The sequence below is a fragment of the Brachyspira sp. genome (assembly GCF_050873525.1).
Taxonomy (GTDB): Bacteria; Spirochaetota; Brachyspiria; order Brachyspirales; family Brachyspiraceae; genus Brachyspira.
The window spans coordinates 1-19,445 of sequence record NZ_JBNMIZ010000006.1 but is presented as its reverse complement, the minus strand read 5'-3'; the positions used below and the strand labels follow the sequence as shown (position 1 = coordinate 19,445).

The following is a 19,445-nucleotide window of genomic DNA, read 5'->3' as shown; positions in this document are numbered from 1 at the left end:
CTACTCCATTATTACAGATGTTATTTTATCGTTTTTGTATTTTTGAAAATTCTTCCAAATATCTTTCATTAAACTATCGCTACAATCTGCAGCTTTATAAACATCACAAAGCAAATGAATAAGCATTAAAGAAATCTCCGCACCTGTTCCGCTATGATTATGTCGTATTTCATAATCATTGTTTTTATTCTTTTTCATTGCTATAGCTAAAAAAGCCTCATCTTTCGCAGTATCGCTATATGTTTGTTTTTTATCGTAATATTCAAATGTTAATTTCATTTAATACCTCTTTTAAAAATTAAAATTAAATTGTTCTTCTTTATTTTTCGTTTCGCTTTCGGATTTTTCATTTTCCATCTCTCGAATTATTTCAAGAGTTTTATTTTCTTTAAATTTATTTTCCAATCTCGCTTTACAGTTATTAAGTAAATAAGCAGTCGTATAAAAACTTTCAAATACTTCTACACTTAAAGAATTAGAATGTTGAACTATTGCTGCAATTCCTGTCAAGTTTAATTGAACATAACACATATATACGCAATATATATCTATATCTTGCGCAAGCCAAATCATTTTTTCGCTATAGTTATAATTTAATTCTTCTACAATTTGAGAAGCGGCTATAATCATACCTCCGCTTCCGCATGCGGGTTCGTTCATAAATAGAAAATCTTTATTTTGCAAATCTTCTTCGGTAATACTCGCTTTTGCTATCGCTAACGAAACCGAGTATGGCGTAAAGAACTGTCCTTTAAAATCGTTATGCAATAATAATTCATGAAATAATACTCCGAAAACATCTTGAAAACGATTATTTTGAAATTCTTTTATAACTAAACTTTTAAAATTATTATAATGAATTAAATCTTTTTCTTTATAATGAGATTTTGTTTGATTATATTTTTCTTGACTTTTAATATGTCCGATTTTTATTGCAATTTCTAAAGCGAACATTTCTATAAAATCGTAAAATACTTTTGAAATAGAAACGCTTTCTGCAACAGCTTGCATCTCGTTATAAATATCTTTATATTTCTGTATATTGATTTTAGCCATTATTTTCTTCCTTGCTTTTCTCATGTTCTCTCATTTTTTCTTGCAGTTTTTTCATTAAAGCGTTTATATCTTTCGTCACTTTCGCATTTATATTATTTTCATTACAATAAATACATAACAATTTTATTTTATTAATTTTTCTTAAGTCAATCATTTTCACTCCTTACTCGAATCTGAATCCGTCCTCTTCGTCATCGTCAAACATATATTCGCCGTCTTCCAAATCTGCGCTGCTCCAATCGTTATTATTTTTCGAGAGCGGGTCATCTTCCAATTTTTCCGATTTTTTATTTTCTTTTTCTTTATTGTCGCTTTCGCCAAACTCGATTATTCCGTCTTTGTTTTCTTTTAATGTTTCTTTTTTTTGTTTTTCCTGTTCTTCTTTTTCTCGTTCTTCTTTTTGTTTTCTATTGAATTCTCGTCCTTTCAAAATATGCAAAGCCGTATCGTCATATATATCTATTTCGATAATTTTTTTAAGCTCGTCATCGGATAAAGAAAATAAATCTCTGCCTCTTTTTATCGCTTCAATTTTTTTATTTATTTCCGCTTTTTTTAATTCTAATTCTTCTTTATTCGTAAGCTCGCTTCTCTTATTATCAATATTAGCATCTTTATTTTCGATTAAATTATTTTCGTCCTCGCCTCGCTTTTTCCATTCTTGCAATATTTTTTCTTTATATTCTTGTCGCAATTTTGGATTTTTATAATATATCTTTAAATAAACAGTAGAAACTAAAGCCCAACTCGTATTTTTAAAAGGCGGTAAAGGACATTTATTGAAATCTATTTTAATATTTTGATTATTATCTTTATATCTATATGTATTAGTTTCTATATCGTATTCGCTATCGTCTATTATATTTTTGTTTTCAATATCTTCTTCTTTTTTTTCTAATACTTCATAAGACTGCATTAATTCTTGCTCGTTTAACGCTTCGAGAATATCGCAGATTTTAAAAGCTTCTTGTTTGTCTTCTGTTTTATAAGCGACTTCGTATATTCCTTTTTCGTTTCTTGTTATATGCAAATCAAACATCATCAAGCCTCTTTTTTATTTTCAAAAGTTTTTCTTTTAATAATCGTTTTTTGAGGCGGATTGTATTTTTTAAGCTCTAATTGAATGAGTCCAAGCCCTAACATTCTGCTAATAATTTTATCTGCCATTCTTATTGAGTCTTTATCTTTTTTCTCTTTTAGTTTTTCTAATATATCTTCTATATAAGAGTTTGAAGTCATAATTACTTTTTTATCATGTCTATTCAAATAATCGAATATCTCATAATAACCGTTTTTCGCTGTCGCAAATCCGATACTGTCTAAATCGTCAATCAAAAGAATATCGCATTTTTTAGCGTTCTCTATTTTAGAATTAATCGCGCTTTGAATATCGTTTGCGGATTTACTCGTATATAACTGTTTATACATTTTCTCAAAATAAGACGCTTTCAAATAAAACGCGTTTACTTTATTGATAGCGTATATTTGCCAAAGCAGTCTTAAAATTGTAGTCTTCCCGCTTTTCGATTCTCCGTATAGAAGTATCGAAGCTGGAGAAGATACTTCTAAATAATTTTTAAACATTTCTATAAGTTCGTTTTGACGATAATCTTTCGCATATATATCTAATGTCATATTTTCGTCTAACTGTCCAAAAATCGCTCGATACTGCTTTATAGTTATATTTAGTCTTTGCAACTGTTCTTCGATTTTATTTTTATCGTATCGAACACAGTCGCATACTGAATTAAAAGATATTTCTTTATCGCCGACTTTTGTTTTATAAGCGTCTTTCAAATATCCTTTTTCGTCACATTTTCGGCAGTTCGGGTCTTTGCCGTTTCTCGCTTTTATAAAATCTCTTTCTAAAGAAATTTTATAATCTTGTAAATTTTGAAAATCTTTTATAGATATAATTTTGTTAGTCATCCTTCCCCCATTTTTCTTGATATTTTTGTTTATATTTTTCTTCTATTAATCTATTTTTTTTATAATTTTCTTCGTTTATTGCGTATATATCTTCGTTTAATACGCTCTCGAATTTCTCATATTCAGTTTTAAAATCTTTTCCGCTTTTTACTTTGTCAAGAAGCGTTTTCATTACGAAAGCGCCTCGCGGAACTTTACGCGTTTTTGTTTCTATATTCAATATTCCCGCTAAAGCCTGCCTCACCAAATCTTGCAATTTTAGAGATGTTTTTTGTTTGTCGCTTAATTTCAAGAAACTTCTTTCTGCAATATCAAATGCCATCCCAACTGTTCTTTTTCTGTCTTTATAATCTTTAATCAAATATTTTTTTAATTTTTGAATATTGCTTTTATTAGTAAGTAAATCAAAACCTAAAACTTTTATATGAAGCTGATTATACTGTTCGATAAATATATCTTCTTCGCTTTTATTTTTAGAATTATTTTCATTATCCGAATCTGCTAATAAACGAGCGCTTTTGAATTCTATATTTTCGATTATTTCTTTACTAACGCTTTCGGTTTTTTCTTTTTTTGTTTCTTCTTTAGTTTCTTTTACTTCTATAGCTTTATCTTTCTTTATTTCTTTATTCTCTTTATTTTTTTTGTTTTCTTTTTTAATTTCTTTTTTTAAATCTTTGTAAAGAGAAGAAAATAAATCGGGAGTTTCGCTGTCGCTTTCAAGATATGCGATTGTATTGCGAAGTTTTTCGTTATTCTTTACCAGCTCCGCAACCGCTTTTTTAAGTCCGCTAAAGTCGTAGATAACGCCTCGATTTCTATCTTCGTTATCTCGAACTTCAAAATCTAAATACCCTTTTTCTTTTAATCTTTTTCTAATAGTCGTTATGTTTCTTGCATTATAAATAGATATATCTCTATCTTTTATAAATACAAAACCTCTGAAACTTAAAGTAAAAACTTTTTCGATAAAATAAAGTTCCGCATGCGATAGATTAAGCTCTACTCTGCTGTCAAGCAGAACTTGAGGGAGTATCGCAAGTCCGCTATACATAAACTCCTCACCCCAATAATTTTTAAAAAATTCTTCCGTCTTTTGCAATTCTGGTTTAATTAATTGAAGTTGATTCATAATCGTCCACCTTTTCCAATTTTTCTTTTTCTATATTTTCAATTTCTTTTTGTAATTCATGAACTCTAACTGAAAGTTTTTCAAAATATTCTTTCGCAAGTTTATTTAATTCATTGAGTAGAGTTTTGAAATCGTAAAATATTCTTATTCCTTCTACTCCGTCTCTTTCCGCTTTTTCTTCTCTTATCACTAAATATTTTTTTTGTTTCAAACTTTCTTCTTGCTCTTTATAATCTTTAAGCATATCTACGCCTTGCTCGGATTTTAATTCTTCGCATGAGCGTCCTTTGAAGCAATAGATTTTTACTATAAACTCTATTTCTAATTCATTTAAATTAAGCTCTTTTCTAAATAGAAATAAACGACTACCAAAATCGTTTAACAGATTTTGTTTATAGCTTAAAGAAAATAATTCTTGCCAAAGCTCTGCAATTTTTAAATTATCATTTTTTAATGTTGTCATTATTTACCTCGCTTTTTATTTTTTTTACGCTAAAAAGATTTTTAGCAGTTTTAAGATATTTTTCTTTTGTATTATCTATAGTAGATAATCGAGTTGTATTTATTTTTGAAGCAATTTGCTTTTTGTCGCTATATTTAGAATCGACATTTTTATTATAAATAAGACTGTTAATAAAAATGCATAGCTCATGATAAACATGAGCTATAGGAGATAATATATATTTTACGAATCTTAAAATCGTTAAAATAAATATATATGGGAAAGCTGGTTTGATAATTTGGACGAATTCTCCGAAGATTTTACAAAAATTTTAGATAGCAGAGAGTTTAATCAAAATATTCAAAAGCGAGAGGATTTATTTTGAAAAAACTAATGCTTGACACTAATATTTGCATTTATATTATTAAAAATAAACCGTTAAATGTTAGAAAAAAATTAGAAAGTTATAGTTTTGGCGAAATTGCAATATCAGGTATTACCGTATCGGAACTCTATTACGGAGTTTATAAAAGTTCTAAACGAGAGCAAAATTTATCAAGTTTGAATAATTTTTTATCTCCGTTTAATATTGTGGAATTCGATATTGAATGCGCTTTGGCTTATGGAAAAATAAGAACTGAACTTGAAAATAAAGGAGAAATTATAGGTTCTATGGATATGCTTATTGCATCATGTTCACTTGCAAAAGATTTTACGCTTATTACGAATAATTTAAAAGAATTTAAGCGCATAAAAGGTTTGAGAGCAGAGAATTGGGTTTAAATTATTGATTATAATATTTGCAATTGAAATCATTTATTTTGTTTTGTTTATACTTGAAAAATACGATATTTATACTAAAATATAATTAGATTAATCGGAGGTAAAAATATGAATGAAAAATATAAATCCGCCGTTCATTATATTATAGACAGTTGTAAAAATCCGTTAACTTTAGGCTCTATAAAACTTAATAAGATATTATTTTATTCGGATGGAGAAATATTTTTAAAAGAAAAAAAATCTATAACGAACGATATTTATATTAAAAGACAATTTGGACCAGTTCCAAAAAATATAATAAATATATTAAAAGAACTTGAAAATGAAGGTAAAATTGCGATATCAAAAAAGAAATACGATTCTTATAATCACACGGTTTTTTTCAGTTTGGAAGATGTCGATTTGACTTGTTTAAATGGCAAGGAAGTCGATGTATTAAATGCTTATAGAGAAACTATTTGCAACGATTATACGGCTAAAAAAATAAGCGAAGAAACTCATAACGAAATTTGGGAAATGGCGGCTATAGGCGAAGAAATACCATTATATACGATTTACGCTGCTAATCTTGGCGAGATAAACGAAATTGATATAGAATGCATAGAAAAAGCTATTGGTTATAAAATATAGTTAATTGTTTTGGTTTGCGTATGCTTGAAATTGATACGAGAGATATTGATTCTTTTTTAGAAGAAAAAAATAAAGTTTACCCTCAATTAAACGATATATTTAACGCTTTATGCTGGAGAATGTATAGAAGCGAAGAAACTTATTATAACGATAAATTAGATGTTTATATAATAAAATCGGACGGTTTTAATTCAAACATATTTGTAAGTCTGGTTATAAAATATGACAAAATTAAAAATATAAAAAAGATTATATGCATGATGATAGAAGATAAATCTACTGGCGAAAGAGAAATATCTAAAATTAAAAAATAATCTAAAAATTCCTTATTAAATTATAATCTCAATGCAAACTTATTTTTATTAAACGCTTTTATTTATATTAAATATCATATATAATAATACAAAAAATTATATAAAGCAGATTTTATTATGAATAAATTTTTAAGCGATAAAGCAAATTCGGTTATTCCTTATGTTCAAGGGGAGCAGCCTAAAGATAAAAAATATATTAAACTTAATACGAACGAGTCTCCTTATCCGCCGTCAAAAAATGTAAAAAAAATTATAACGGAAAGCGATTTTGACGATTTGAGATTATATCCCGACCCCGATATTAGCGATTTGAAAAATATTATTGCGAAAAAATATAAACTCGAAAATGAAAATATTTTTATAGGAAACGGTTCGGATGAAATACTCGCTTTTTCTTTTGTGGCATTTTTCAATAAAGGAGATAAAATTTATTATCCAAATATAACTTATAGTTTTTATTCGGTTTATTCCGATTTGTTCGATTTGGAAGAAAAAAAAATTCCTCTTAAAGAAAATTTTTCCATCGATATAAATGATTTTAAAAATTTGGACTCTGGAATAATTATTGCAAATCCAAACGCTCCTACGGGAATATTACTTAAATTAAACGAAATAGAAGAAATAATTAAAACCAATTTGAATAATGTCGTGATAATAGACGAGGCTTATATAGATTTTGGCGGAGAGTCGGCAATTCAACTCATAAATAAATACGATAATTTGCTCGTTATCCAAACTTTTTCAAAATCGAGAAGTTTGGCGGGAATGCGTTTGGGCTTTGCGCTCGGAAATAAAGAATTGATAAGAGGACTAAAAAATATAAAATTTTCTTTCAATTCTTATACGATAAATCGACTTTCCATTTTGGCGGGAATCGAAGCTTTTAAAGACGAAGAATATTTTAAAGAATCAGTTTCAAAAATTATAAACACGAGAGAAAAAACTAAAGAAGAATTAAAAAAATTAGAATTTAAAGTTTTAGATTCAAAATCAAATTTTTTATTCGTATCGCATGATAAAATTTTTGCAGAAGATATTTATTTGAAATTGAAAGACAAAGGAATTTTAGTTCGATATTTTAAACAGGATATTATTAATAATTTTATAAGAGTAACTGTCGGAACTGACGAAGAAATGATTATTTTTATAAACGCTATAAAAGAAATTATTAATTAAATTTTATTTTTATTTTATGGAGAATTTAAAATGAGAAAATCGGAAATTGAAAGAAACACAAACGAAACGAAAATTAAAATTAAATTAAATATAGACGGAACGGGAAAATATTCAAATAAAACTAAAGTCGGATTTTTAGACCATATGCTCGATTTATTCGCTCGACATGGAAGATTCGATTTGGAAACTATATGCGAAGGCGACATTCATATTGATTATCATCATTCCGTTGAAGATACGGCAATCGTTTTGGGAAAATGTTTTGCCGAAGCTTTGGGAGATTTGAAAGGAATAAAAAGATACGGTAATTTTTTTATGCCAATGTGCGAAGCATTGACTTTGGTTGCGATTGATATATGCGGAAGAAGTCATTTGATTTTTGAATCCGATTTAATCAATCAAAAAGTCGGAGATTTTGATACGGAATTAGTTAAAGAATTTTTTATCGCTTTTACTAATTCCATGAATATAACGATGCATGTAAAAACTTTTCATGGAGAAAATACTCATCATATTATAGAATCTATTTTCAAAGGTTTTGCAAAAGCGCTCGCCCAAGCGGTAGAAATAGACGAAAAATATAAAAACGAAATTCCGTCAACAAAAGGTTTGTTATAAAAGGTTTATAAAAAATGGTTGCGATAATAGATTACGGAGTCGGAAATTTATTTTCTTTAATGTCTTCTTTAAATTATGTCGGAATAGAAAATAAATTAACGGACGATGAAAATATTATAAAAAAATCCGCCGCAATAATTCTGCCGGGAGTCGGAGCTTTTAGAGACGCGATTGAAAAATTGGAAAAAAAGAACGAAGGAATTTTAAAAGAAACTTTAATTGAAGAAAGCAAAAAGGGAAAAATAATTTTAGGAATCTGTTTGGGAATGCAAATGTTTTTCGATAAAAGCTACGAATACGGAGAATACGAAGGACTTGGTTTGATAAAAGGAAAGATTTGCCCGATAGAAAAAGATTTAAAAAATAAAGAATTGAAAGTTCCGCATATGGGCTGGAATAATTTGAATATAAAAAAAGAAGATAAAATTTTTAAATATATTAAAAATAAAGAATTCGTTTATTTCGTTCATTCTTATTACGCTAAAAACTGCGCGGAAAGTATAATAGCCGATTCGGAATACGATATTGAAATTCCCGCAGTCGTTAAAAAAAATAATATTTACGGAATACAATTTCATCCCGAAAAAAGCGGAAATACGGGACTTAATATACTTAAAGGTTTTAAAGATTTGATTTGAAGGAGAAACTTATAAATGAAAATATTTCCAGCGATAGATTTGAAAAACGGAGAGGTGGTGCGACTAACCGAAGGAGATTATAATAATAAAAAAACTTATTTCACGAATCCTATGGAAGTTTTAGATTTCTTTATAGAATGCAAAAGTGAAAATTTGCATATTGTCGATTTGGACGGAGCAAGCGAAGGAAATACTTTTAATTTTAATACAATAGAAAAAATAATTAAAAAATGCGATTTATTTACTCAAGTCGGTGGCGGAATAAGAAACGAAGAAACTATAAAAAAATATTTGGATATTGGAGTCAAAAGAATAATACTCGGAACTATAGCTTTTGAAGATTTGGATTTTTTGGAGAAAATGATAAAAAAGTATAAAAAAAATATTGCCGTTTCGGTTGATGCAAAAAATAGAATGGTAGCGGTTAAAGGCTGGAAAGAAATTAAAAAAGAGGATTCTGTAGATTGTTGCAAGAAATTTGACTCCATAGGAATTGAAACTATAATATATACCGACATATCAAAAGACGGAAAACTCTCGGGAACTAATTTGGATATTTATAAAGAACTTAAAGATAAAGTTTCTTGCAATATAATCGCTTCGGGAGGAATAACTTATAAAGAAGAAATTATTAAACTTAAAGAAATGAAAATTGACGGCGCTATTGTTGGAAAGGCTATATACGAAAAAAAAATAGATTTGAAAGAAATAATAAAAATTTCAAAATAATTTGGATTAAAAATGATAACGAAAAGAATTATACCATGCTTGGATGTTAAAGACGGAAGAGTAGTAAAAGGCGCAAATTTTGTCGGGCTTAAAGATGTGAACGACCCCGTTGAGCTTGCGAAATATTATAATAATTCAATGGCGGACGAACTCGTTTTTTACGATATAACCGCTTCTTACGAAAATAGAAATTTATTCGTTCAAACTCTCGAGCGAGTAGCGAAAGAAATTTTTATTCCATTAACGGTTGGCGGCGGAATAAATAAAATAGAAGATTTTGACAGAGTTTTAAAATCTGGAGCGGATAAAGTTAGCGTAAATTCTGGAGCGGTAAAAAATCCAAATTTGATAAGAGAGGCTGCGGAAAGATACGGAAATCAATGCGTTGTTCTTTCCGTTGATATAAAAAAAATCGGACAAAAATATTCGGTTTTCGTTAAAGGCGGAAGAGAAAATACTAATATTGATGCTATAGAATGGGTTATCAACGGAGAGAAAAACGGAGCGGGCGAACTCGTGATAAACAGTATCGATACGGACGGAATTAAAAACGGTTTCGATATAGATTTATTAAAAGAAATAGCGGATAATGTTTCAATTCCAATAATCGCTTCTGGAGGAGCGGGAACGATGGAACATTTTAAAGAAGTTTTTGAAGTGAAAGGAGTAGACGCTGGACTTGCCGCTTCGATATTTCATTTTAAAGAAATAGATATAAAAGATTTGAAAGAATATTTGAAAAATAATAATATAAAAGTGAGATTGTAAAATGAAAAACATTATAAATATTGAAAAATTAAAATTTGACGAAAAGGGATTAATTCCCGCTATAGTAATCGATTATTATACAAAAGAAGTTTTAACTTTAGCCTACATGAATAAAGAAAGTTTGGAAATAAGCATTAACGAAGGCAAAACTTGTTTCTATAGCAGAAGCAGAAAAGAACTTTGGCGAAAAGGAGAGACTTCAAAAAATTATCAGCATATACAGAATATTAAAAGCGATTGCGATAACGATGCTTTGGTTGTGGAAGTTATTAAAGAAGGTCCCGCATGTCATACTGGAGCGGAATCTTGTTTTATGAACGAAATTTACGAAAAAGAAAATTACAAAGATTTTTCGGTTTATAAATTATACGAACTTATAAGAGGACGAAAAATAAATAATACGGAAGGCTCGTATACGACTTATCTTTTTAATAGCGGAATTGATAAAATATTAAAAAAGATAGGCGAAGAATCTTCAGAGGTTATAATTGGAGCTAAAAACGATAACAAAGAAGAAACTATATACGAACTTGCCGATTTATTTTATCATAGTCTCGTTTTAATGGTTGAAAAAAATATAACTTTAAACGATATAAAAGACGAACTTGCAAAAAGGTCTGTTGTTGATAAGAAAGTCAAGCAGGAAAGCATGGGGAAATAAATATGATATACGATAACGATTTAATAAAATCCTCGCTTGATTCAATGAGAGAATTTTTAATTGATTTGAGAAGAGATATCCATAAACATCCAGAATTAGGCTTTGAAGAAATTAGAACTATGGAAAAAATTTCGTCTATTCTTAAATCTTTTAATATAAAACATAAAACTAAAATTGCAAAAACGGGAATTATCGCTGACATCGAAGGAGCGGACAAAAATTTTACTATAGCTTTTCGGGCGGATATGGACGCTCTTCCGATGGACGATTTGAAAAGAGATTTGAAAAACTGCGAATATTCTTCGGAAGAAAAAGGAAAATGTCATGCCTGCGGACATGATGTTCATACAGCAATTTTAACGGGAATAGCAAAATATTTTTCAGAAGTAAAACCTCCATGCAATATAAGATTAATTTATCAGCCCGCCGAAGAAACTACGGGAGGCGCAAAACCTATGATAGACGAAGGCGCTTTGGATAATGTCAATGTAATTTACGGTTTGCATGTTCGCCCCGAAATAAAAGCGGGACAAATAAGCGTAAAATACGGAGTTATGTATGCAAGCTCGAATATGTTTGATATTAAAATATTTGGCAAATCTTCGCATGGCGCAAAATCCTACGAAGGAATAGACGCGATAATAATTGCCACAAATATTTTAAATCAATTGCATAATTTTATTTCGGCTTTCACGGACGGAAGTATAAGGCTTCATGTCGGAACTATAAAAGGAGGAAGCGCAAGAAATGTAGTAGCCGATTTCGTTCAAATGGAAGGAATAATAAGAATGTTATGCGATGACGAAAAAAGAAAAAAAAGATTATCTATGATAGAAAAAATCGTTTTAAATACGGCGGACTCTTTTAGCGCAAAAGCGGAGTTTATAAATATGCCTTCCTATCCCGCGATTATTAATCACGCGGAAGCGGTAGATATTGTAAAAGAAAGCGGTTTTTCGGTATTGGGAAAAGAAAATGTTTTTATAGAAGAAAACGCTAATATGACTACGGAAGATTTTAGTTATTATCTTCAAAAAGTTTCGGGCGCTTTTTTTAGTCTGGGAGTTTCAAACGAAAATTTAAATATTCCAATTCATAACGGATTATTTGATGTAGACGAAAGAGCGATAAATATAGGAGTAAATATTCAAATAGTTAATGTTTACGAAACTTATAATAAAAAAGAGCTGTTTATAAAAAATTAAAAATAAATTAAAATATAAGAATAAAAAATTAAATAAAATTTTATAGAATAAATAAAATTTAAAATTAAGGAGATTAATATGTCATCATTATTTACGGGAGCGGGCGTAGCTTTGGTAACGCCGTTTACAAAAGACGGGCAGGTTAATTATAAAAAATTAGCCGAACTTATAGAATTTCAAATAGCAAATAAAGTAGACGCTATAATTGCCGCGGGAACTACGGGAGAGAGCGCGACTTTGACGAGAGAAGAGCGAATAGAAGTAATCAAATTCTGCATAGAAGTTACAAATAAAAGAACTATGCTTATTGCTGGAACGGGAACTAATGTCACGGCGACAGCGGTAGAGCTTACGAAAAAATCCTACGAATACGGAGCGGACGCGATTATGGCGGTTACTCCATATTATAATAAAGGAAACGACAGCGGTTTAATAGATTATTTTACGCAAATCGCAAACGCGGCAAAATGCCCGATTATAATGTATAATGTGCCTTCGAGGACGGGAGTTAAACTTCCAATTTCTGTGATTAAAAAATTATCGGAAGTTTCAAATATAGAAGCGATAAAAGAAGCGAGCGGGGATATAAGTTATACGGCGGATATAGCAAGCGAAGTTCCTAATTTAGATTTATATTCTGGAAATGACGATATGGTTACTCCGATACTTGCTTTGGGAGGAAAAGGCGTAATATCGGTGACAAGCAATATCGTTCCTAAAGAAAATCATGATATGGTTATGAATTATCTAAACGGAAACATTAAAGAGGCGGTTAAAACTCAAATACATTTTATAGATTTAATAAGAGCGATGTTTATAGAAGTTAATCCCGTGCCTATAAAATACGCAATGAATATACTCGGTTTTGAAGTTGGAGACTGTCGTTCGCCTTTGGGACCATTAAGCGAAAAAAATAAAGAGCATGTTAAAGAGATAATAAAAAAATACGGAGTTAAAAAATGAACAAAATTAAAATAATTATTCATGGAAGGGGAACGATGAGTTCTCTTTTAAAATCCGTTGCCGAAACCGAAGAAGATTTGGAGATAACGGGATTTGCGGACGAATTAACCGAAGAAAAAGGCGATATAATAATAGACTTTTCGCATTTTTCAAGAATTCCGAATATGCTTAAATTTGCCGTTAATAATAATATTCCGATAGTGATTTGCACTACGGGTTATGACGATAAAATATTGGGTCAAATTAAAGAAGCCTCTTCTAAAATTCCAATACTGCTTTCGTCAAACACTTCTATTGGAATAAATTTAATGAACGATTTGGTTTCAAAAATTTCCGCGATATTAAATAATTTCGATATAGAAATTTTGGAAACGCATCATAATAAAAAAGCGGATTCTCCGAGCGGAACGGCAAAAACTTTATTCAATATAATAAACGAAACTTTGGAAAATAAAATGAATTTAGTAAACGGACGGGAAGGAAATCATAAAAGAGATAAAAATGAAATCGGCATGCATTCGATTAGAGGAGGTTCGGTAGTCGGCGAGCATAGAGTTATTTTTTACGGAGACGATGAATCTATAGAAATAAAACATACGGCTATGTCGAAAAAAATATTTGTTCATGGAGCTATAAAATCGGCTAAATTTTTGATTGGAAAAAAGCCTAATTTATATAGTATGAAAGATGTTTTATCCTAAAATGTGTGAAAATTAGATATAAATACCATAATTTAATAATAAATTTCTTTCAAAATTAAAAAAAATTTTAATTTAGGTATTGACAAATATTACGAAATATATTATACTTGTATTAGTAAGATGATTTAATTAATATATAGATTAAGTAAATTCATTTTATTAATAAAATTATTAGAGGTAACAAATGAATTGTAAAAGTATTAAAAAAGCGTTTTGTAACGCGTCCGAAACCATAGCAAATAAAACTATGGAAAGTTTATCAAATTGCCATTATTTTTTGGCAAGAATAGGCTGTGAAATCGTAATATATGATTTCAAATTTATAGCTAAAAATTATAACAATTAAGGAGAAAAATCATGAAAAAGTTATTATTATTTTGTTCGTTAATTTTTGTATTTAGTTGTGGAAATAACGATTCTACCACTAAAGATGGAAAACAAATCGTAACTCTTTGGCATTATTTTAGTGAAATAGATGTAGGGAGTTTCTATAAATATATAGATGAATTTAATTCTATACAAGATAAATATTTAGTTAAACCTGAATATGTTCCAAGAGAGGAATTGTTAAAACAATATGCTATGGGACTTGTCGCTGGAGAATTGCCAGATATAGGCATGATAGATAATCCCGACCAAGCATCTTTTTCTCAATCGGGGCTTTTTGAAGATATAACTGATAGATTTAACAATTGGGAAGATAATAAATTTTTAGATGGCCCTTTAAATTCTGTCCGATATAACGATAGAATATACGGGCTGCCTCAAGCTATAACCTGTTTGGCATTATTTTATGATATAGATTTATTTATAGAAAATAATTTATCTGTTCCTACAAATTGGGCGCAGTTGGAGGAAGCCGCTAAATTATTAACTTCTGGAAGTAGAAAAGGGTTGGTTTGGAGCGGAGTTAAAAATGAGGAGGGAACTTTTCAACTTTTACCATGGATAATATCTGCTGGAGGAAATATAAATAAAATAAATACTCCAGAAGGCGTTAGAGCTTTAACATTTTTAACCGATTTGGTAAAAAACGGATATGCAAGTAAAGAGTTATTAATATGGGGACAGGGCGATATAGAAAAACAATTTAATTCTGGAAACGCTGCTATGATGGTTAACGGTAATTGGATAATTCCATCTATTAAAAGAAACGCTCCTAATAAAAATTGGGGAGTGGCAAAAATTCCTATGGATAAAAAATACGCATCAGTTTTAGGAGGAGAAAATTTTACGATATTGAAAGGTAAAAATGTTGAAGGAGCATGGGCATTTTTATCATGGTTTATAAGCACCGAAGTATCCGAAAGATATTGTAAAGAAATAAGAAAATTTTCTCCAAAATCTGATGTAAATATAGAAGCTATGTATGGAGACGACCCAATTATGAAAGTGTTTGCAGAAGAAGTTCAATATGCCGTTCCACGAGGACCTCATACTAAATGGCCAGAAATATCCTCAATTATGATAAACGCCGAGCATGAGAGTATTACTTTAAATAAAACTCCGAAACAGGCATTAGATGACGCTCAAAAATTAATAGACCAGATTAACGCGTCTAATTAAAATTTATTTAATATTTGCCTGAAGATTGTAATTATTTATTCTTTAGGCAAATTAAAATTTTTATTTTATAGGATTAATTATGAAAAAGATAAGAAAATTTACGATTTTTGAAATGTTATTTATTATTCCAGCTCTTATTTATATGTTGATATTTGTTGGTTATCCAATAGTTTATAATATTATTTTATCATTTCAAGATACAACATTAACAAATATAGGAAGCGCTTCAAAGAAATTTGTATGGTTAGCAAATTACAAGAATTTATTTTCTTCCGATTTAATTTTTATAACGATAAAAAATACTTTATTTTATACCGTTATGTGTTTAATAATACAATTTTCATTGGGATTTTTGATGGCTTTATTTTTTAATTTAAAATTTAGAATAGCTGGATTTTTGAAAGGCATTATAATAATCAGTTGGATGATGCCTACCATTGCTACAGCGTTAATATTCAGATTTATGCTATCAGAAACAGGAATTATTAATAGCTATTTGCAAAATTTAGGAATATTACAACAGCCTATTCTATGGCTTTCAAATCAAAATACGGCTATGTGGGGAGTTATACTCGCTAATTCTTGGGTTGGCATACCGTTTAATATGCTATTATTATCAACGGGGCTTTCAAATGTTCCAGAAAGCATAATTGAAAGCGCTAAAATAGACGGAGCGGTAGCTTGGCAAAGACTTATTTTTATAATCATCCCTATGATAAAACCAGCCATACTTTCAGTATTGGTTTTAGGATTTGTATATACTTTTAAGGTTTTTGATTTGGTATTTACTATGACGGCTGGTGGCCCCGTTAATTCTACGGAAGTCCTTTCAACTTATTCTTATTTGCTTTCTTTTAAGTATTATTATTTTAGTCAAGGTGCTTCTGTAGCTAATATATTGGCATTATTTTTGATAATTATAAGCTTTATATATGTCAGATTAACTTCAAAAGAGGAGGTTGGAGAATGAAAATAAAAAGAGAATTAATTAGGGAAATTATTTTAAGCGTTGTAGGAATAATCATAACAGTAGTATTTTTGTTCCCATTATTGATAATATTTTTTAGTTCGTTTAAGAGCGAAGCAGAAATATTTTCACAAACCACGACTTTATTGCCCCAAACAATAGATTTTTCGAGTTATGCCGACCAGTTTAAAAATGGAAATATATTAAAATCGTTTTTTAATTCGTTTATCATAGCCATTTTTTCTACAGTATTATCATTAATTCTATCTATACCTTGCGCTTACGGTATAGCAAGATTTAAAATACCTTTTAAAAAATCTATACTTTTAGTTTTTCTAATGACGCAGCTTCTACCTACTTCGTTAATACTTACGCCTTTATTTATAATGTTTACAAAATTAAAAATTATTAATTCTTATATAGGACCTATAATAGCTACAGCTACTATTTCAATTCCTTTTACAATATTAATAATGAGAACTATATTTATAAGAATGCCAAAAGAACTTGAGGAAGCGGGGAAAATAGATGGTTGCAATCCTCTGCAAATATTTTTAAAAATATTTCTCCCGATATCTAAACCAGGGCTAATAACGGCGGCTTCGTTTTCATTTATAATGGCTTGGAACGATTTAATATTTTCCATGACATTTAATAATAAGGAAAATTTAAGACCTATGACGGCGGGAATATACCATTTTATTACTACTTACGGAACTCAATGGAACAGAATAATGGCTTATTCGGTTTTGCTCGTTCTTCCTGTAGTGATAATATTTGTATTATTACAAAAATATATAGTTGGCGGAATTTTAGAAGGTTCTGTTAAAGGTTAAAATATAAAAATTAAAAACATAAAGGAGAATATAAAATGAAATTTTTAGACGGTATGTGGGAAGTAAAAAAAGGAGTAAAAATAAATAGGGCAAGACATGTTTATGAAATTCATAAACATGAAAATTATCTTACTATAATAGCTCCAACAACGTTTATAAAACAAAATGCGGATACTTTAAATATTTCTATATTGACAGTAACTATATCTTCGCCTCTTGAAGATGTTATTAAAGTTAGAGCAGTTCATCATGACGGAAAAGTTGATAGAGAGCCACATTTTGATATAAATGAAAATAGCGATGTAAAAGTTTCTATAGAAGAAAATGACGATATTGTAAAGTTTACTTCTGGAAAAGCGAGTGTAGTTATCAAAAAAGGCGAAACATGGTTTATGGGATATTATTATAACGGCGAATATTTAACTTCAAGCGAAGAGCATGGACTTGCTTATATAATTGATGAAAAAGAAAGGACGCATATAAGAGAAATGCTTAATATATCTCCTAACGAATATATTTATGGATTGGGCGAGAGATTTACAGCTTATTTAAAAAATGGGCAAACTGTAAATATGTGGAATGAAGATGGAGGCACTTGCACAGAAATAGCTTATAAAAATGTTCCATTTTTTATATCCAATAGAAAATATGGCGTATTAGTAAATGATAGCGGACCAGTATCGTATGAAATAGGAACTGAAGTTGTTTCAAAAACTCAATTTTCAATACAAGACGAAGTTTTAGAATATTATTTTATCGCTTCTAATTCAATGAAAGGAGTAATTGAAAATTATACTACATTGACGGGAAAGCCAGCCCTTCCGCCAGCATGGACATTTGGATTATGGCTTAGCACTTCGTTTACTACCGATTATGATGAAAAAGTAGTTAATTCGTTTATAGATGGTATGATAGATAGAAATATACCTATAAATGTATTTCATTTTGATTGTTTTTGGATGAAAGCTTTTAGATGGTGTAATATGAAGTTTGACGATAAAAATTTTAAGGACCCAAAAGCGATTTTACAAAATATAAAAAATAAAGATATAAAAATATGCGTTTGGATTAATCCTTATGTAGGGCAACTATCTGAAATGTTTGAAGAAGGCAAAAAAAATGGATATTTTATAAAAAAGTCTAATGGAGATGTATGGCAATGGGACAGATGGCAGTCTGGAATGGCTGTTGTAGATTTTACAAATCCTAAAGCTTATGAATGGTATTCTAAAAAATTAGAAGAATTAATAGACTTGGGAGTTGACACTTTTAAGACAGATTTTGGGGAGAGAATACCTTGGGAAAATATAGAATATTACAATGGAGCAGACCCATTAAAAATGCATAATTATTACACTTATTTATATAATCAATGCGTTTTTGGAGTATTAGAAAAAAGATTTGGTAAAGATAATGCTTTAGTTTTCGCTCGTTCTGGAACGGTTGGAGGGCAAAAATTTCCTGTTCATTGGGGAGGAGATTCTACAGCTACATACGAGTCTATGGCAGAGACTTTACGGGGAGGACTTTCTTTGGCTATGAGCGGATACGCTTTTTGGAGTCACGATATAAGCGGTTTTGAAACCACAGCTACTCCCGATTTATATAAAAGGTGGGTAGCTTTCGGTTTATTATCTTCTCATAGTAGACTGCATGGAAGTAAGAGTTATAGAGTGCCTTGGAATTTTGATGAGGAATCAGTAGATGTTCTCAGGAAATTTACAAATTTAAAATGCGAATTAATGCCGTATATATTTGCTCAATCTGTTTACGCTCATAATACGGGAATACCTCTTTTGAGGAGTATGGTAATTGAATTTGAAAATGATGAAACTTGCAAGTATCTCGATTTGCAGTATATGTTTGGAGATAGTATTTTAGTAGCACCAATTTTTAACGATAAAAGCGTAGCCTCTTATTACTTACCAGAAGGTAAATGGACTAATATAATAAATAATAAATTATATGATTGTTCAAAATCTGGTAAGTGGATAGAAGAGAAGCATGATTATATGAGTATGCCATTATTAGCCAAAAACAACTCTATAATAGCTATGGGAAACAATAGTAAAAAATGCGATTATGAATATTTGGATAATATTAATTATCATATATTCGAACTATCAAATTATATTGAAACTAAAATATATTCTATAACAAATAATTTGTCTGCAATCGTTAAAGCAAAAGTAGAAAGTAATACAGTGAAAATAGAAACTACTAACGCTCTGTTTGATTGGAAAGCGACTCTGCATTATAATGGAAATATATATACTTTAGATGCCAAGAAAAATCAGAAAGAATTGGTATTTAAAATTTGATAATGATTAT

The 19,445-nt window shown here is 29.6% G+C and carries 24 protein-coding genes; 17 read left to right on the top strand and 7 right to left on the bottom strand.

What is annotated here, in order from left to right:
• The 7 genes from ACR0QS_RS00990 to ACR0QS_RS00960 are packed head-to-tail and all read right to left on the bottom strand — an operon-like array spanning position 1 to position 4,580.
• Entirely contained in the window at positions 1–279 is a 279-nt protein-coding gene (locus ACR0QS_RS00990; protein ID WP_432631579.1) for a hypothetical protein, read from the bottom strand.
• 12 nt (positions 280–291) lie between these two features.
• Positions 292–1,056, bottom strand: a complete 765-nt coding sequence (locus tag ACR0QS_RS00985) for an N-6 DNA methylase (RefSeq protein WP_432631578.1) — start codon at positions 1,054–1,056, stop codon at positions 292–294.
• Positions 1,049–1,210: a hypothetical protein gene (locus tag ACR0QS_RS00980; protein ID WP_432631577.1), complete on the bottom strand. Its 162-nt coding sequence runs from the start codon at positions 1,208–1,210 to the stop codon at positions 1,049–1,051. The genes ACR0QS_RS00985 and ACR0QS_RS00980 overlap by 8 nt, the downstream gene beginning before the upstream one ends.
• A gap of 9 nt (positions 1,211–1,219) precedes the next feature.
• Complete coding sequence (locus ACR0QS_RS00975; RefSeq protein ID WP_432631576.1) at positions 1,220–2,098, bottom strand: hypothetical protein; 879 nt, start codon at positions 2,096–2,098, stop codon at positions 1,220–1,222.
• Positions 2,098–2,985 (bottom strand): ATP-binding protein, encoded by an 888-nt coding sequence (locus ACR0QS_RS00970; RefSeq protein ID WP_432631575.1) that lies wholly within the window; start codon positions 2,983–2,985, stop codon positions 2,098–2,100. The genes ACR0QS_RS00975 and ACR0QS_RS00970 overlap by 1 nt, the downstream gene beginning before the upstream one ends.
• Entirely contained in the window at positions 2,978–4,117 is a 1,140-nt protein-coding gene (locus ACR0QS_RS00965; protein ID WP_432631574.1) for a hypothetical protein, read from the bottom strand. The genes ACR0QS_RS00970 and ACR0QS_RS00965 overlap by 8 nt, the downstream gene beginning before the upstream one ends.
• A complete protein-coding gene (locus ACR0QS_RS00960) occupies positions 4,095–4,580 on the bottom strand; it encodes a hypothetical protein (RefSeq protein WP_432631573.1) in 486 nt (161 codons plus the stop codon). The genes ACR0QS_RS00965 and ACR0QS_RS00960 overlap by 23 nt, the downstream gene beginning before the upstream one ends.
• Before the next feature lie 360 nt (positions 4,581–4,940).
• On the opposite strand from ACR0QS_RS00960, the gene vapC reads away from it, so the two are divergent.
• The 17 genes from vapC (at position 4,941) to yicI (ending at position 19,435) form a co-directional block, all read left to right on the top strand.
• Positions 4,941–5,342: a type II toxin-antitoxin system tRNA(fMet)-specific endonuclease VapC gene (vapC, locus tag ACR0QS_RS00955; RefSeq protein WP_432631572.1), complete on the top strand. Its 402-nt coding sequence runs from the start codon at positions 4,941–4,943 to the stop codon at positions 5,340–5,342.
• Between the two features lie 108 nt (positions 5,343–5,450).
• Complete coding sequence (locus ACR0QS_RS00950; RefSeq protein WP_432631571.1) at positions 5,451–5,972, top strand: Panacea domain-containing protein; 522 nt, start codon at positions 5,451–5,453, stop codon at positions 5,970–5,972.
• 20 nt (positions 5,973–5,992) lie between these two features.
• On the top strand, positions 5,993–6,286 hold the full coding sequence (locus tag ACR0QS_RS00945) for a hypothetical protein (protein ID WP_432631570.1): 294 nt from the start codon (positions 5,993–5,995) through the stop codon (positions 6,284–6,286).
• A gap of 117 nt (positions 6,287–6,403) precedes the next feature.
• Entirely contained in the window at positions 6,404–7,462 is a 1,059-nt protein-coding gene (gene hisC / locus ACR0QS_RS00940) for a histidinol-phosphate transaminase (RefSeq protein WP_432631569.1), read from the top strand.
• 30 nt (positions 7,463–7,492) lie between these two features.
• Positions 7,493–8,080, top strand: coding sequence for an imidazoleglycerol-phosphate dehydratase HisB (hisB, locus tag ACR0QS_RS00935; protein ID WP_432631568.1), 588 nt, complete (start codon positions 7,493–7,495; stop codon positions 8,078–8,080).
• A gap of 14 nt (positions 8,081–8,094) precedes the next feature.
• Positions 8,095–8,718 (top strand): imidazole glycerol phosphate synthase subunit HisH, encoded by a 624-nt coding sequence (hisH, locus tag ACR0QS_RS00930; RefSeq protein WP_432631567.1) that lies wholly within the window; start codon positions 8,095–8,097, stop codon positions 8,716–8,718.
• Positions 8,719–8,733: 15 nt separating this feature from the next.
• Positions 8,734–9,447, top strand: coding sequence for a 1-(5-phosphoribosyl)-5-[(5-phosphoribosylamino)methylideneamino]imidazole-4-carboxamide isomerase (gene hisA, locus ACR0QS_RS00925; protein ID WP_432631566.1), 714 nt, complete (start codon positions 8,734–8,736; stop codon positions 9,445–9,447).
• A 12-nt stretch (positions 9,448–9,459) separates the two neighbouring features.
• Complete coding sequence (gene hisF, locus ACR0QS_RS00920) at positions 9,460–10,215, top strand: imidazole glycerol phosphate synthase subunit HisF (protein ID WP_432631565.1); 756 nt, start codon at positions 9,460–9,462, stop codon at positions 10,213–10,215.
• Position 10,216: 1 nt separating this feature from the next.
• Positions 10,217–10,876 (top strand): bifunctional phosphoribosyl-AMP cyclohydrolase/phosphoribosyl-ATP diphosphatase HisIE, encoded by a 660-nt coding sequence (gene hisIE, locus ACR0QS_RS00915; protein WP_432631564.1) that lies wholly within the window; start codon positions 10,217–10,219, stop codon positions 10,874–10,876.
• Between the two features lie 2 nt (positions 10,877–10,878).
• Positions 10,879–12,081: a M20 metallopeptidase family protein gene (locus tag ACR0QS_RS00910; protein ID WP_432631563.1), complete on the top strand. Its 1,203-nt coding sequence runs from the start codon at positions 10,879–10,881 to the stop codon at positions 12,079–12,081.
• Between the two features lie 78 nt (positions 12,082–12,159).
• Complete coding sequence (gene dapA / locus ACR0QS_RS00905) at positions 12,160–13,044, top strand: 4-hydroxy-tetrahydrodipicolinate synthase (protein ID WP_432631562.1); 885 nt, start codon at positions 12,160–12,162, stop codon at positions 13,042–13,044.
• A gap of 5 nt (positions 13,045–13,049) precedes the next feature.
• Positions 13,050–13,745 carry a 4-hydroxy-tetrahydrodipicolinate reductase gene (gene dapB / locus ACR0QS_RS00900; protein WP_432631612.1) on the top strand — a complete coding sequence of 232 codons (696 nt, stop codon included), beginning with the start codon at positions 13,050–13,052 and terminating at the stop codon, positions 13,743–13,745.
• Between the two features lie 184 nt (positions 13,746–13,929).
• Positions 13,930–14,091 (top strand): hypothetical protein, encoded by a 162-nt coding sequence (locus ACR0QS_RS00895; protein WP_432631561.1) that lies wholly within the window; start codon positions 13,930–13,932, stop codon positions 14,089–14,091.
• Between the two features lie 11 nt (positions 14,092–14,102).
• On the top strand, positions 14,103–15,311 hold the full coding sequence (locus ACR0QS_RS00890; RefSeq protein WP_432631560.1) for an ABC transporter substrate-binding protein: 1,209 nt from the start codon (positions 14,103–14,105) through the stop codon (positions 15,309–15,311).
• A 79-nt stretch (positions 15,312–15,390) separates the two neighbouring features.
• Entirely contained in the window at positions 15,391–16,281 is an 891-nt protein-coding gene (locus ACR0QS_RS00885) for a carbohydrate ABC transporter permease (RefSeq protein WP_432631559.1), read from the top strand.
• Entirely contained in the window at positions 16,278–17,114 is an 837-nt protein-coding gene (locus ACR0QS_RS00880) for a carbohydrate ABC transporter permease (RefSeq protein WP_432631558.1), read from the top strand. The genes ACR0QS_RS00885 and ACR0QS_RS00880 overlap by 4 nt, the downstream gene beginning before the upstream one ends.
• Positions 17,115–17,149: 35 nt before the next feature.
• Complete coding sequence (yicI, locus tag ACR0QS_RS00875) at positions 17,150–19,435, top strand: alpha-xylosidase (protein WP_432631557.1); 2,286 nt, start codon at positions 17,150–17,152, stop codon at positions 19,433–19,435.
• Positions 19,436–19,445: the final 10 nt, after the last annotated feature.

Excerpts from the sequence above, each read along its gene's own strand:
- ACR0QS_RS00990 (WP_432631579.1), bottom strand. The coding sequence starts at position 279 with ATGAAATTAACATTTGAATATTACGATAAAAAACAAACATATAGCGAT.
- ACR0QS_RS00985 (WP_432631578.1), bottom strand. The coding sequence starts at position 1,056 with ATGGCTAAAATCAATATACAGAAATATAAAGATATTTATAACGAGATG.
- ACR0QS_RS00980 (WP_432631577.1), bottom strand. The coding sequence starts at position 1,210 with ATGATTGACTTAAGAAAAATTAATAAAATAAAATTGTTATGTATTTAT.
- ACR0QS_RS00975 (WP_432631576.1), bottom strand. The coding sequence starts at position 2,098 with ATGATGTTTGATTTGCATATAACAAGAAACGAAAAAGGAATATACGAA.
- ACR0QS_RS00970 (WP_432631575.1), bottom strand. The coding sequence starts at position 2,985 with ATGACTAACAAAATTATATCTATAAAAGATTTTCAAAATTTACAAGAT.
- ACR0QS_RS00965 (WP_432631574.1), bottom strand. The coding sequence starts at position 4,117 with ATGAATCAACTTCAATTAATTAAACCAGAATTGCAAAAGACGGAAGAA.
- ACR0QS_RS00960 (WP_432631573.1), bottom strand. The coding sequence starts at position 4,580 with ATGACAACATTAAAAAATGATAATTTAAAAATTGCAGAGCTTTGGCAA.
- ACR0QS_RS00950 (WP_432631571.1), top strand. The coding sequence starts at position 5,451 with ATGAATGAAAAATATAAATCCGCCGTTCATTATATTATAGACAGTTGT.
- ACR0QS_RS00945 (WP_432631570.1), top strand. The coding sequence starts at position 5,993 with ATGCTTGAAATTGATACGAGAGATATTGATTCTTTTTTAGAAGAAAAA.
- hisC (WP_432631569.1), top strand. The coding sequence starts at position 6,404 with ATGAATAAATTTTTAAGCGATAAAGCAAATTCGGTTATTCCTTATGTT.
- hisB (WP_432631568.1), top strand. The coding sequence starts at position 7,493 with ATGAGAAAATCGGAAATTGAAAGAAACACAAACGAAACGAAAATTAAA.
- hisH (WP_432631567.1), top strand. The coding sequence starts at position 8,095 with ATGGTTGCGATAATAGATTACGGAGTCGGAAATTTATTTTCTTTAATG.
- hisA (WP_432631566.1), top strand. The coding sequence starts at position 8,734 with ATGAAAATATTTCCAGCGATAGATTTGAAAAACGGAGAGGTGGTGCGA.
- hisF (WP_432631565.1), top strand. The coding sequence starts at position 9,460 with ATGATAACGAAAAGAATTATACCATGCTTGGATGTTAAAGACGGAAGA.
- hisIE (WP_432631564.1), top strand. The coding sequence starts at position 10,217 with ATGAAAAACATTATAAATATTGAAAAATTAAAATTTGACGAAAAGGGA.
- ACR0QS_RS00910 (WP_432631563.1), top strand. The coding sequence starts at position 10,879 with ATGATATACGATAACGATTTAATAAAATCCTCGCTTGATTCAATGAGA.
- dapA (WP_432631562.1), top strand. The coding sequence starts at position 12,160 with ATGTCATCATTATTTACGGGAGCGGGCGTAGCTTTGGTAACGCCGTTT.
- ACR0QS_RS00895 (WP_432631561.1), top strand. The coding sequence starts at position 13,930 with ATGAATTGTAAAAGTATTAAAAAAGCGTTTTGTAACGCGTCCGAAACC.
- ACR0QS_RS00890 (WP_432631560.1), top strand. The coding sequence starts at position 14,103 with ATGAAAAAGTTATTATTATTTTGTTCGTTAATTTTTGTATTTAGTTGT.
- ACR0QS_RS00885 (WP_432631559.1), top strand. The coding sequence starts at position 15,391 with ATGAAAAAGATAAGAAAATTTACGATTTTTGAAATGTTATTTATTATT.
- ACR0QS_RS00880 (WP_432631558.1), top strand. The coding sequence starts at position 16,278 with ATGAAAATAAAAAGAGAATTAATTAGGGAAATTATTTTAAGCGTTGTA.
- yicI (WP_432631557.1), top strand. The coding sequence starts at position 17,150 with ATGAAATTTTTAGACGGTATGTGGGAAGTAAAAAAAGGAGTAAAAATA.